Consider the following 12,926-nt stretch of genomic DNA (forward strand, 5'->3'; position numbering starts at 1 on the left):
CGTGATGACAACGTCAATCGATACATCGTTCATCGCCAACGACGCGCTGATGCTGCGGGCCGTCGGCATCGGCAAGACCTTCACGCTGCACGGTCAGGGCGGCGTACAGATCGAGGCGCTCGCGGGCGTGTCGCTCGATGTCGAACGCAGTGAATGCGTCGTGCTGGTCGGGCCATCGGGCGCGGGCAAGAGTACGTTTTTGCGCTGCCTGTATGGCAACTATCTGGCGAGCACGGGCTCGATCGCGATCCGCGACAACGAGCAGGAATCGAAGTATCTGCCCATCACGGGCGCCGAGCCGCGCGACGTGCTGCGTCTGCGGCGCGGCGTGGTCGGTTACGTGAGCCAGTTTCTGCGCGTGATTCCGCGTGTGAGCACGCTCGATCTCGTCGCCGAGCCGCTCGTGTCGCGCGGCGTCGATGAAGACGAAGCGCGCGCGCGTGCCTCTGCATTGCTCGCGCGTCTGAACGTGCCGGAGCGTTTGTGGCATCTCGCGCCCGCGACGTTCTCGGGCGGCGAGCAGCAGCGCGTGAACATCGCGCGCGGTCTGATCGCGGAACAGCCCGTGCTGCTACTCGATGAACCGACAGCGTCGCTCGATGCGGAAAACCGCGACATCGTCGCCAGTCTGATCGTCGAGGCGCGCGAACGCGGCGCGGCTATCGTCGGCATCTTCCACGACGAAGACACGCGCACGAAAGTCGCTACACGCAGGCTCGAACTGACGCCACCGCTGCGTAACACGGCGGCATTACACTGATATCGATCTCTGATTTTTTCGGATCCGGAGCATTCACATGCTGATCAAGAACGCCCGCGTCGTCACGCGGGACGAAGTTTTCAACGGCGTCGTACAGATCGAGGACGGCGTGATTCGCGAAGTCGCGCGCGGCACGACGTCTGCTGCCGACGCGCAGGACTGGGAAGGCGATTATCTGTTGCCTGGCCTGATCGAGTTGCACACCGACAACCTGGAGAAGCATCTGCTGCCGCGTCCAGGCGTCGAATGGAATACGGATGCCGCGTTCGTGATTCACGATGCGCAGGTTGCCGCCGCGGGCATCACGACCGTGTTCGATGCGCTCGCGATCGGCTCGCGTTCGAGCGTCGGCTTGCGTGGCCGCGATACGCAAACGCGCTGCGCCGCCGCGCTGCAGCGCTTTTCCGAACGCAAGCTGCTGCGCGCCGAGCACTTCCTGCATCTGCGCTGCGAAATCGCGACGTCCGATGTCGTCGAAGTGTTCGATACGCTCAAGGATCATCCGCTGCTGCGTCTCGCGTCGGTGATGGATCACACGCCGGGGCAGCGTCAATGGCATGACCGCGAACAATGGCGCCGTTTCCAGGAGCGCCACGGCAAGATGACGGACGAGCACATGGCCGCAACGCTCGTCGCGCTCGAAGACGAACAGCAGCGTTTCGCCGACGAGCACCGCCGCCAGATCGTCGAGCGCTGCAAGGCGCTGGGGGTGCCCGTCGCGAGTCACGACGACACGCTGGTCGAGCACGTGCAACAGGCCGCCGAAGAAGGCATCGTGCTCGCCGAATTCCCGACCACGCGCGTCGCCGCCGAAGCCGCGCACCGTCACGGCATCGCGACGATCATGGGCGCGCCGAACATCGTGCGCGGCGGGTCGCACTCGGGCAACGTGTCGGCGCTGGAACTGGCGCAGGCGAATCTGCTCGACATTCTCTCGTCCGACTACGTGCCGTCCAGCCTGCTGACGGCCGCCTTCGAACTGGTCGACAAGGCCGGCTGGACGCTGCCGCGCGCGATGGCGACGGTATCGGCGGAACCGGCGCGCACGGCCGGTCTGCATGACCGCGGCGCAATCGAGCCCGGATTGCGCGCCGATCTGGTCCGCGTGACGATGCTCGACGCATTGCCCGTGCCGCGCGCGACGTATCGCGCGGGCGAGCGCATCGTTTGATGCACCGCCCTTTGCATATAAGTCATTGAGCCGAAAGCGTTTGCCGCAGTGCCGCATAGGTTGCGGCAAACGCCTGCTTCACTCTGCGCCCCGCCCTCATCCCCTGTCGTTTGGCTTTCAGAACGACGTCCTTGCCGCATATCACAAAACCGCCCTTTAGAGGCAATACTCCTCTGCCATCCGGTGTTTCACTAGCACCGCAAATATTTTGATTTGTTAAGCTTGGCGCGCGTTGCTGGCTGGGGCCAGCCAGCGGCCATTAGACCAAGCCCGGCACAACGGCCGGGCAACGTCGCGCAGCGGCACAACCGCATGCGGGACACTTTGAACCACTCCCGGGAGTACATCAGTGAAAAAACTGCTTGCAGCTTTGACGGTTGCCCTGCTCGCTACCGTATCGATCGGCGCACACGCCAAAGACTGGAACACGATTCGTTTCGGCGTCGACGCCAGCTATCCGCCGTTCGAATCGAAGGGCTCCGACGGCAAGCTGGTCGGCTTCGACATCGACCTCGGCAATGAAATCTGCACGCGCCTGAAGGCGAAGTGCGTGTGGGTCGAAAACGACTTCGACGGCATGATCCCGGCACTGAAGGCGAAGAAGTTCGACGGCGTGCTGTCGTCGATGTCGATGACGCCGCAACGCGCTGAACAGATCGCTTTCTCGTCGAAGCTGTTCAACACGCCGACGCGTCTGGTCGCGAAGAAGGGTTCGAACATCCTGCCGACGGCGGAATCGCTGTCGGGCAAGACGGTCGGCGTCGAGCAAGGCACGATCCAGGAAACGTACGCGAAGACCTACTGGGAACCGAAGGGCGCGAAGGTTGTGCCGTACCAGAACCAGGACCAGGTCTACGCCGACCTTATCTCGGGCCGTCTGGACGCAGCGCTGCAAGACGCTGTGCAGGCTGAAATCGGCTTCCTGAAGACGCCGCGCGGCGCGGGCTTCCAGTTCGTCGGCAAGGATCTCGAAGACAAGAAGATCCTCGGCGAAGGCGCAGGCATCGGCATGCGTAAGGAAGATGCCGACCTGAAGGCGAAGGTCGACAAGGCGATTGCCGATATCATCAAGGATGGTACGTACAAGAAGATCGAGAAGAAGTACTTCGACTTCGATGTTTATGGTGGGTGATGGTTTGTGTTGCGCGTAGCGCGGCGGGTTTTGCGCTGCGCGCGGCCGATCTTGGCGGGCTCCTTTTGGGGCCCGTTTTTGTTTTTGCGGTTTTGTTTTTGCGGTTTTGTTTCCGTTGGTGGCATCCGCTCTATGCTTCTGGTTTATTAGCGTCGCCCCTGTGCGGGGCAGCACCTACTTTTCTTTGCAGCGGCAAAGAAAAGTAGGCAAAAGAAAGCCGCTTTTGAACCTCCGGTGCCTGCCAGGATACCGCATCGGCATGCTGCAGTTGAGCCATTGCGCAGCAACGTCCGCACCCTGTAGAGAGCCCGCGGTCAACCGCGCACGGCGCGAAAATCCATACACAATCCGGAACACATAACGCCGCGATCAGACCGACGGCAAACACACAAAAGCAAGCAAACAAGCCGACCGAATGTGCCCCGAGTGGATGTCATCTTTCGCGCCGCGCGCGCCTGACTGTGGGCTTTCTACGGAGTGTTGGCGTCGCTGCGCGACCGCTCAGAGACCGTGTGCCGTGGCGTTATCCTGGCGGGCACCGGAGGTTTGAAGCGGCTTTCTTTTGCCTACTTTTCTTTGCCGCTGCAAAGAAAAGTAGGTGCCGCCCCGCACAGGGGCAACACTAATAAACCAAAACGAAATCGCGGATGCCACCGAAGGAAATCGCGGATGCCACCGAAGCCAAAAACGGAAAATCAAAACCCAAAATAAGCTAAGATCGACCGATTAAAGGAAAGGCGCGGGCACACCGCGCACCAAACCTCATCCCAGCCACTACAAAAGGCACCCGGCGCGCCACCAGGCCGCGCCAACATCCACCATGCAAACCCTCAATCATCCGCTGATTTCCCCGACCCTCGGCACCGCTCGCAGCCTGACGAGCTTCCACTACGGTCCGAGCGGCGGACAGAAGGTCTATATCCAGTCATCGCTTCACGCCGACGAACTGCCCGGCATGCTGGTGTCGTGGGCATTGCGCCGCAAGCTCGAAGCACTCGAGGCTGCCGGCAAGCTGCGCGGCGAAGTCGTGATCGTGCCCGTCGCGAATCCGATCGGCCTGAACCAGCATGTGCTCGGCCTGCTCGCCGGCCGCTTCGAAACGAACACTGCGCAGAACTTCAACCGCAACTTCTACAACCTGTTCGACCTGATCGAGCCCGTGATCGAAGAGCGTCTGACGACGGACTCCGACCAGAACCGCACCATCATCCGTCAGGCGATGCGCGAAGCGCTCAATGCGCAAAAGCCGCGCACCGAAATCGAGTCGCAGCGTCTCGCGCTGCAGATGCTGTCGTTCGACGCGGACGTCGTGCTCGATCTGCATTGCGACTGGGAAGCGGCGCTCCATATCTACACGAACCCCGACCTGTGGCCCGACGTCGAGCCGCTCGCGCGCTATCTGGATTCGAAGGCCTCGCTGCTCGCGGTCGATTCCGTCGGCAATCCGTTCGACGAAATTCACAGCTTCTGCTGGTCGGAACTGCGCACGCGCGTCGGCGACCGTTTCCCGATTCCGAACGGCTCGATCTCCGTGACGGTCGAATTGCGCAGCCAGCGCGACGTGTCGTATGAGTTCGCCGAGCACGACGCGCAAGGCATCGTCGAATACCTGACGCATCGCGGCGTGATCGCGGGTGACGCCGCGCCGATGCCGCCGCTCGAATTCGCCGCGACGCCGCTCGCCGGCACCGAGCCGATCGTGACGCCCGTGAGCGGCGTCATCGTGTATCGCCAGGAAGTGGGCAAGTGGATCGATGCCGGCGAGCCGATCGCCGATATCATCGATCCGCTGACGGATCGCGTCATCACGCTGAAGTCGACCGTCGCGGGCGTGATGTATGCGCGTCACCTGTCGCGCTTCGCGCAGGCGGGCATGGAGATCGTGCGCATCGCCGGCGCGAAGGCGTTCCGCACGGGACAGTTGCTCTCCGCTTAAAGCCCGAATCGCTAGCGGCTCACGCAGCCGCACATCGAATGAAAACGCCCGCCTTCCGCGGGCGTTTTTCTTGATTCCGATCAAACGTTAAATGCCCGGCGCCGTCTGTTTCGTACAGGCCACTAAACACGCCAGTTTATGAAGCATATGCACATATTTGCGTGCAACTCGTTAGCACACAAAGCAAATGCTGTCGTATTTGTACTACATATTCACTAAAAATATTTGCTGTCATATTCATTACCTTTCTCCTCGTTACATTTGCGCCCGTCGCGCGACCAGCCGTAAGAGTTTGGCTCGCGATCGCCATTTTTCTATCCGGAGAAAGTTTTGAACAAAAAAGTACTTACCACCGCTCTCATCGCTTCGGCAGCAGCTGCAGGCACCGCACACGCACAAAGCAGCGTCACGCTGTACGGCATCATCGATGCAGGTATCAGCTACGCAAATCACTCGAAGACGTCGACGGGCGCTTCGAGCAAGCTGTTCAAGTATGACGACGGCGTTGCTCAAGGCAGCCGTTGGGGCATGCGCGGCACGGAAGATCTGGGCGGCGGCCTGAAGGCACTGTTCGTGCTCGAAAGCGGCTTCAACAGCGGCACGGGCGCATCGGGCCAGGGCGGCGCGCTGTTCGGCCGTCAGGCATACGTGGGTGTGTCGAAGGACGGCATCGGTTCGCTGACGTTCGGTCGTCAATACGCGTTCACGACCGACTACCTCGGCGGCAACTACTCGACGGGCGGCCTGACGGTTGCCGGTAACTACGCTTACCACATCAACGACGTCGACCAGCTGACGTCGAGCCGCATCAACAACTCGGTCAAGTTCAGCAGCGCGAACTTCTCGGGCCTGACGTTTGGCGCGATGTACGGCTTCTCGAACCAGGCTGGCGCATTCGGCGGCGCACCGGCAACGGGCACGACGGCTAACCCGGTCGCAGGCTCGTCGCGCGCTTACAGCTTCGGCGTGAACTACGCGAACGGCCCGATCGGCCTCGGCGCAGCGTACACGGACATCCGCTTCCCGGGTCAGGCAACGCCGGCATTCTCGACGACGATCGCCAACGTCGGCACGGGCACCGTGCGCGACCTGCGCGCGTTCGGTCTCGGCGGCCGCTACATCATCGGACCGGCAACGCTCTACGCACTGTGGACGAACACGCACCTCGAGCCGATCACGGGTGCATCGACGACGTTCAACAACTTCGAAGGCGGCGCAAAGTACGCATTCACGCCGGCGCTGACGGGTGGCCTCGGCTACACGTACTCGCGTCTGACGGGCGCGACGACGGGCCACTTCAACCAGGTTGACGCGAGCGTCGACTACGCGCTGTCGAAGCGCACCGATGTGTACGTGCTGGGCATCTACCAGGACGCATCGGGCAAGACGGGCTCGACACCGATCCAGGCTCAGATCGGTTCGGCAACGTCGTACTTCAACACGTCGGGTTCGGGTTCGCAGAACCAGCTGGCGTTCCGCGTCGGCATGCGCCACAAGTTCTAAGCTGTATCGCACGACGAAGCGCTTCTGGCGCTTCGCCTGCACGCATGCAGATGGACTGGAACAAAAAAACGCCCTGCTTTGCAGGGCGTTTTTGTTGGAAGCGTTGGATGAGCCGTGGTGAAAGTCAGGCCGCCAGCTTCATGCTGACAAGACGGTTCAGACTGACCCCTTGCTCTGCCGCCTGCATGGCAAGCGCACGGTGCTGCTCAGGCGGAATGCGGACTCTGAACTCGCCGCTATAGCGCTTCTCTGCGAGAGGCTGCGGCACAGCCTCCCCTTGTTCGACCATGTCGGCGATAGCTTCAGCGACCGCAGCGCGAATACCCTTGAGCGCGGCGTCGGGCGAACGGGCAAGCCACGACAGGGATGGAAACTCCGCGCATAGTCCCACGTGCTCGCCATCTTCGGGCGACCATGTGACGCGGTAAGTGTAGTGATCAGTGGGCACGTCGACTCTCCTTCAGCTTATCGATGGCCAATAACACCTGGCGCACCTGGTATGCCTTGGCCTTTCCTTTGTCGTTTTGAATATTGACGCGCGGGTCGCCCATCCAGGGCATGCGAAAAACCGCGTGACTCGAACCCGATTGGCGAGGCGTTCCGAAGTACTCTACGCAGACCTTGAACAATGCCGTGTAACGGGACGTTCGCGGGTTCACGACGCATTTGCTCAAGGATCTTTTCTGTCATGGTTTGATGGTGCCATTATTGGCACCATCAAACCATGACATGCGTCAATCCTCCGTCACGAAAAGCCGCACTTCCCCATTCGCCGTCGGCATCGTGAAGTCATAGATACGCCCCGCGCGCACGTCGAACAACAGCCGTTCGAGCCGCTCGATCCGCGCCGTCTTTTCGCCGCCGCTCATACGCGCGACGTCATCCGATTCCTGCATTAGCGCCTTGCGCGCAGTCATCAGGCGCGCAATTGCGCCCGATTTCGATGTGAAAACCTCTTCCATGCCGGGTACATCCTTCAAGCGACGACCACATGGAAAGCCACGTTCGCATGCCGTGCCTGTTACGTTCGTCCAAAAACCGCGCCCGCCTTGCCAGGCGCGCGGCGATTTTATGAGCAACCGCAAATTCTTGCCGTGAACCCGGCATGTTTCCCGTCGGAAGGCTACAGCAGATCGATCAGTCGACGATTATGATAAATATAAAAAACATTAACTATCATCAATGATTTGACCAGCCTACTCTTCAGTCATCCCAGCGCATTGCCCGGGACGAGCCTAAGGAGTCGATCATGAACGCCATCGACAGATCGCTGCACTATCAGGTCGAGAAATGGCTCGCGCCCGGTCCGCAAGGACAGATCCGCGTGGTGGGATTCGGGCATCGCCGCATGGATGGAACGCGCTACGCGCACGTCGAGGCTTCGACGACGCGCGGTGCGCGCGCCATCTTCTTCTTTCGTCATCACGACGGCGGCTGGTGCGTCTTTCCGCCGCGTGCGGGCGGGCCGTCGATGGCCGTGTTTCTCGGCCTGTGCAGCTAGAGCGTCGTCAGTTCGACGACACCAGTTCGGCAAACTTCTGCACGTCGACGTTGCCGCCGCTGATCAACACGCCGATCCGCTTGCCCTTCAACTGGTCCTTCACCTGGCGAGCGGCCGCGAAGCCCAGGCAGCCGGTCGGCTCGACGATGATCTTCATGCGCGCAGCAAAGAAGCGCATGCAGTCGACAAGTTCCGCGTCGCTAGCGGTGAGCAAGTCGGTCACGTCGCGCTGGATGATCGGGAACGTATGCTCGCCGAGATGCTGCGTCTGCGCGCCATCGGCGATGGTCTTCGGCGTGTCGATGTGGACGATCTTGCCCGAGCGGAGCGATTGCTGACCGTCGTTGCCCGCTTCCGGCTCGACGCCATACAGCGCGCAATCGGGAGACAGCGCGCGCGTCGACAACGCCGAACCCGACAGCAGCCCGCCGCCGCCGAGCGGCACGAAGAACGCATCCAGCGGCCCGACTTCCTCGAACAGTTCTTTCGCCGCGGTGCCCTGTCCTGCCATGACGTCGGGGTGATCGTAGGGCGGAATCAGCGTCAGGCCATGCTTCTGCGCCAGATCGCGGCCGATCTGCTCGCGATCCTCCGTGTACCGGTCATAGAGAACGACGTTGCCGCCGTAGCCCTTCGTCGCCTCAACCTTCATCTGCGGCGCGTCCTGCGGCATCACGATCGTCGCGGGCATGCCGAGCAGCCGCGCGGACAGCGCGACGGCCTGCGCATGATTACCCGACGAAAACGCGACCACGCCGTTACGCCGCTGCGCTTCATCGAACTTCGACAGCGCGTTGAACGCGCCGCGAAACTTGAACGCGCCCATGCGCTGCAGGTTTTCGCATTTAAAGAACACTTCGGCGCCGAACCATTCGTTGATGGTTCGCGAGGTCAGAACGGGGGTGCGATGCGCGACGCCTTCGAGGCGTTTCGCGGCGGCGACGACGTCGTCATAAGTGGGCAAAGGGAGCTTGGTCATGGAAGTGTCGAGTGTCGGACAGTGCAGGCGAGCGGACGAACAGGCGCGCTTGCTGAGCGGCGCGCAATTGTCCCGTCGGATTCTTCGCATTCTGATTAGACATATTGTCTATGTCAATACATTTTGTAAATCAACCTTTGCGCCACGGCGGAGGATCCATCGCGGCGCGAGCGGCATCGAGAAAGAGCCGCACGCGGGCGGGCATGCCTTTGCGCGTCGGCAGCAAGGCGACGATGGGCGCGGGCGCCATCCGCCAGTGCGGCAATAGTCGCTCCAGCTTGCCGCTTGCGATCAGCGCCGCCGCGTCCCATTCCGAGCGCACCATGATGCCGAGTCCACGCATCGCCCAATCGCCGATGACACCGCCATCGTTCGACGACAGCGCGCCCGTCACGCGCACCGTCACCGGTTTGCCGTGCTTCGCCTTGCCCTTCGGTTCGGGCTCGAAACGCCAGCGAGACACATCTTCGTCGTTCTCGCGAAGACACAGGCAAGGCAGATCCGCGAGCCCGGAAGGATGCTCGAGCGCACCGAGCCGCGCCGTCAGCCGCGGACTCGCGCACAGAAAGCGTTCGTTCGGAGCGAGCACATGCGCGACCCACGACGAGTCCTTCATCTCGCCGATATGAATCACGACATCGGCGCCTGCGCTGTCCGCGAGCGGATTGTCGGAGAGATTCAGACTCGCTTTTACGCCTGGATAGCTCAGGTGAAAGTCCCTAAGAATCGGCGCGATGTGAACGCGTCCGAACCCCAGCGGCGCAACGATGCGCAAGCTCCCCGACACGGCCTGGTGTTCGGCGGCGATCCGTTCGGGCAGCGTGTCGAGACGTTCGAGGAGATCGACGGCTTCCCGCATCAGCCGCGTGCCCTCTTCCGTCAACGAAATGCCGCGCGCCTCGCGCACCGCGAGATGCACGCCGAGACGCTCTTCGAGCTTTTGCAGGCGCACGGTCAATGCAGGCGGCGTGACGTCGAGCAGCCGTGCCGCGCCCGCGAGCGACGGCGCGGTGCCCAGCGCCCGGAACATGCGCATGTCGTCGAGATCGATCATTAAATTCAGCTAAATGGAAAGTTGATGAAGCATTAACCACACTATAGTCCATCGATCCTATAGTGAAGGTCGCTCGAAGACCCTTCGCACCTCAAGGAAACCACTGTGAATCTCGCCTCGCTCAATACGCCTGCCGCTATCGTCGATCTCGACGCGATGACGCGAAACATCCAGCGCATGCAAGCGCGGATGAATGCACTCGGCGTGAAGTTCCGCCCGCACGTGAAGACGACGAAATGCAATCAGGTGGTGCAGGCGCAACTGGACGCCGGCGCGCAAGGGATCACCGTGTCGACGCTGAAAGAAGCCGAGCAGTTCTTTGCAGCGGGAATCGGCGACATCGTCTATGCCGTCGCAATGGCGCCCAACAAGCTGGAACAGGCCATGACGCTGCGTCGACGCGGCTGCGATCTGAAGATCGTCACGGATAGCGTGTCGTCGGCGCGGGCCATCGTGGCGTTCGGCAACGCGCACGCGGAATCGTTCGAGGTATGGATCGAAGTCGATGTCGACGGACATCGCTCGGGTATCGCGCCCGACGACGATCTGCTGCTCGACGTCGGCCGTGTTCTTCACGAAGGCGGGATGAAGCTGGGCGGCGTGCTCGCTCACGCTGGTTCGAGCTACGACTACAACACGGCGGCAGACCTGGAGCGCATCGCGGAACAGGAACGTGCAGGTTGCGTGCACGCAGCGCAAAGGCTGCGCGCAGCGGGACTGCCATGCGACACGGTCAGCATCGGCTCGACGCCGACCGCGCTCGCAGCGCGGCATCTGGAAGGCGTGACGGAAGTACGCGCGGGCGTCTACGTGTTCTTCGATCTCGTCATGCACAACGTCGGCGTGTGCGCGCTCGATGACATCGCGCTCAGCGTGTTGACAACGGTGATCGGTCATCAGGAGAACAAGGGCTGGGCGATCGTCGACGCCGGATGGATGGCGATGAGCCGCGATCGCGGCACGCAGCGTCAGCAACAGGACTTCGGCTATGGTCTTGTATGCACCGAAGACGGCGTGCCCGTCGATGGCTACGTGATGAGCGCGGCGAATCAGGAGCACGGCATCGTCTCTTGCATCGGAGAGCCGGACACGGCGATCGCCGCGCGCTTTCCCGTCGGCACGCGGCTGCGCATCCTGCCCAATCACGCGTGCGCGACGGGCGCCCAGCATCCCGAGTATCACGCACTGTCACGCGACGGCGCGGTATCGACGTGGCCGAGGTTCTACGGCTGGTAAGCGCTCTCGCGTCGCGTCACTTCGTATCGTTGTAGACCGTCGCGCGAGAAACGCCCAGATGCGCAGCAATGATCTCCATCGACCTGCGCACTTCCAGAAAACCCGCCTGCTTCAGTTCCTGCATCAACGCGCGCCGCTGCTCTGTTTTCAGCGCCTGCGGCGTGGTGGCGAGCGAGATCGCGTACTGATCGATACGCTCGCGCAACGCCTCGGCATTCGCGGGATCGAGCGTCTCTTTCGCGCCCACGCCCGACGCCGTACAAAACTGTTCGAGCATGTTCTGGATGCCGCGAAACAGATTCAGGTCGACGTTCACGCACAACGCGGCGATATAGCGGCCCGTCGAGTCCTTGATGCCGATCGACGTGCTCTTGGCACGGCGGCCATCGCCGAACTGGTTCGGGTAGTTGGTCAACAACTGCGGATAGTCGTCGTCCGCGATTCGCGCGAGTCCGAGTTCCGTCGCCGGATCGCCGACTGCGCGCCCGGACAGGTTGTTGTGAATCGCGAGAATCGCGTGACGCGGATCGCGCAGATCGTGCACGACGACTTCGCAGAACGGCGCGAACGTCTGCCCGAGACCGTCGGCCATCTGCTTGACCTGATCGATCAGCGACGCCTGCTCTCGCTCCAAAGCGCTTTTCTTCATGGTAGACATTTCATCTAAAGTTACCAATATTGTACATAGAGCCATCGGCGAGAAAAGCAGATTCATTTCTCTTGAACGCAAGCGCGCATCGCCTATATTCGACTCATGCATGACGCATGCAGCGTATGGACCCGGCATGGCCGTCGGGTCGTCGCGCGTCATCGCAAACGAGTGAGCCCGTCATGTGCGATAAGTATGAATATCCGCGGCAATACAAGGACTCGGGCCGCCGGCGATTTCTCCGGCTGTCGGGCACTGCGGCTCTGGCGTCGCTCGCGCCTGCCGCGCTGATGCCTGTCGCCGCGCACGCGGATGCGCTGACGAAAGCCCAGCGCGACAGCATGACGCCGCAACAGATCATCGACGACATGAAACGCGGCAATGCGCGCTTCCAGAAGGGCGAGCGCAAGCCGCGCAACTATCTGCGCGAGCAACGTGCGAGCGCGGCGGGGCAATATCCCGCGGCTGTGCTGCTGAGTTGCATCGATTCGCGCGCGCCCGCCGAAGTCATCATGGATCTCGGTATCGGCGATATCTTCAACTGCCGCGTTGCGGGCAACATCGAGAACACCGACATCCTCGGCAGCATGGAGTTTGCGTGCAAGCTGATGGGCGCGAAGGTCGTCGTCGTGATGGGTCACACGTCGTGCGGCGCGATCAAGGGCGCCATTGCGAACGCCGAACTGGGTAACCTCACCGGCCTGCTCGACAGGATCAAGCCTGCCGTGGAAGCCACCGAATACAGCGGCGAACGCAGCGCGACGAACTACACGTTCGTGAATGCCGTCGCGCGCACAAATGTCCAGATGACCATCGCGAACATCCGTCGCGACAGTTCCGTGCTCGCGGACATGGAGAAGCAAAACGCGATCATGATCGTCGGCGCGATGTACAACCTGAGCACGGGAGCGCTCGAGTTCCTGAGCTGACTTCGGCTGACTCAGGGTCCAACTGCCGGGCTGATTGGCAGGGCGAACGGGTTTTCTGTTACCCTGCGCCCTTTCT

At 61.8% G+C, this 12,926-nt stretch carries 13 protein-coding genes; 8 read left to right on the forward strand and 5 right to left on the reverse strand.

Translation table 11 applies throughout. The features are described 5' to 3' along the window. Positions 1-4 precede the first annotated feature (4 nt). From phnL to QEN71_RS14245, 5 genes are all read left to right on the forward strand, one after another. Positions 5-760, forward strand: a complete 756-nt coding sequence (gene phnL, locus QEN71_RS14225) for a phosphonate C-P lyase system protein PhnL (RefSeq protein WP_201651066.1) — start codon at positions 5-7, stop codon at positions 758-760. A 37-nt stretch (positions 761-797) separates the two neighbouring features. After that, complete coding sequence (locus tag QEN71_RS14230) at positions 798-1,931, forward strand: alpha-D-ribose 1-methylphosphonate 5-triphosphate diphosphatase (RefSeq protein WP_201651067.1); 1,134 nt, start codon at positions 798-800, stop codon at positions 1,929-1,931. A 349-nt stretch (positions 1,932-2,280) separates the two neighbouring features. Then, the gene (locus tag QEN71_RS14235; protein ID WP_201651068.1) at positions 2,281-3,063 is read left to right on the forward strand and encodes an ABC transporter substrate-binding protein; all 783 of its coding nucleotides are present in this window, start codon (positions 2,281-2,283) and stop codon (positions 3,061-3,063) included. Between the two features lie 820 nt (positions 3,064-3,883). After that, complete coding sequence (locus tag QEN71_RS14240) at positions 3,884-4,999, forward strand: succinylglutamate desuccinylase/aspartoacylase domain-containing protein (protein ID WP_201651069.1); 1,116 nt, start codon at positions 3,884-3,886, stop codon at positions 4,997-4,999. 330 nt (positions 5,000-5,329) lie between these two features. Beyond that, on the forward strand, positions 5,330-6,502 hold the full coding sequence (locus QEN71_RS14245; protein ID WP_201651070.1) for a porin: 1,173 nt from the start codon (positions 5,330-5,332) through the stop codon (positions 6,500-6,502). Positions 6,503-6,626: 124 nt separating this feature from the next. Here QEN71_RS14245 and QEN71_RS14250 read toward each other — a convergent pair whose 3' ends face one another. Both QEN71_RS14250 and QEN71_RS14255 read right to left on the reverse strand, forming a co-directional pair. After that, a complete protein-coding gene (locus QEN71_RS14250; RefSeq protein WP_201651071.1) occupies positions 6,627-6,950 on the reverse strand; it encodes a type II toxin-antitoxin system HicB family antitoxin in 324 nt (107 codons plus the stop codon). 286 nt (positions 6,951-7,236) lie between these two features. Next, on the reverse strand, positions 7,237-7,464 hold the full coding sequence (locus QEN71_RS14255; protein WP_201651072.1) for a hypothetical protein: 228 nt from the start codon (positions 7,462-7,464) through the stop codon (positions 7,237-7,239). 287 nt (positions 7,465-7,751) lie between these two features. On the opposite strand from QEN71_RS14255, the gene QEN71_RS14260 reads away from it, so the two are divergent. Next, positions 7,752-8,003, forward strand: coding sequence for a hypothetical protein (locus QEN71_RS14260; protein WP_201651073.1), 252 nt, complete (start codon positions 7,752-7,754; stop codon positions 8,001-8,003). 7 nt (positions 8,004-8,010) lie between these two features. On the opposite strand, the gene QEN71_RS14265 is transcribed toward QEN71_RS14260, so the two are convergent. Both QEN71_RS14265 and QEN71_RS14270 read right to left on the reverse strand, forming a co-directional pair. Beyond that, positions 8,011-8,982: a threo-3-hydroxy-L-aspartate ammonia-lyase gene (locus tag QEN71_RS14265; RefSeq protein WP_201651074.1), complete on the reverse strand. Its 972-nt coding sequence runs from the start codon at positions 8,980-8,982 to the stop codon at positions 8,011-8,013. Positions 8,983-9,112: 130 nt separating this feature from the next. Beyond that, entirely contained in the window at positions 9,113-10,036 is a 924-nt protein-coding gene (locus QEN71_RS14270; protein ID WP_201651075.1) for a LysR family transcriptional regulator, read from the reverse strand. A gap of 105 nt (positions 10,037-10,141) precedes the next feature. Here QEN71_RS14270 and QEN71_RS14275 point away from each other — a divergent pair, with 105 nt between their 5' ends. Further along, positions 10,142-11,272, forward strand: a complete 1,131-nt coding sequence (locus QEN71_RS14275) for a DSD1 family PLP-dependent enzyme (protein ID WP_201651076.1) — start codon at positions 10,142-10,144, stop codon at positions 11,270-11,272. Between the two features lie 16 nt (positions 11,273-11,288). On the opposite strand, the gene QEN71_RS14280 is transcribed toward QEN71_RS14275, so the two are convergent. Beyond that, positions 11,289-11,930, reverse strand: coding sequence for a helix-turn-helix transcriptional regulator (locus QEN71_RS14280; RefSeq protein ID WP_201651077.1), 642 nt, complete (start codon positions 11,928-11,930; stop codon positions 11,289-11,291). 173 nt (positions 11,931-12,103) lie between these two features. Here QEN71_RS14280 and QEN71_RS14285 point away from each other — a divergent pair, with 173 nt between their 5' ends. After that, a complete protein-coding gene (locus QEN71_RS14285) occupies positions 12,104-12,850 on the forward strand; it encodes a carbonic anhydrase family protein (protein ID WP_201651078.1) in 747 nt (248 codons plus the stop codon). Positions 12,851-12,926: the final 76 nt, after the last annotated feature.

This window comes from Paraburkholderia sabiae, from assembly GCF_030412785.1.
GTDB lineage: Bacteria > Pseudomonadota > Gammaproteobacteria > Burkholderiales > Burkholderiaceae > Paraburkholderia > Paraburkholderia sabiae.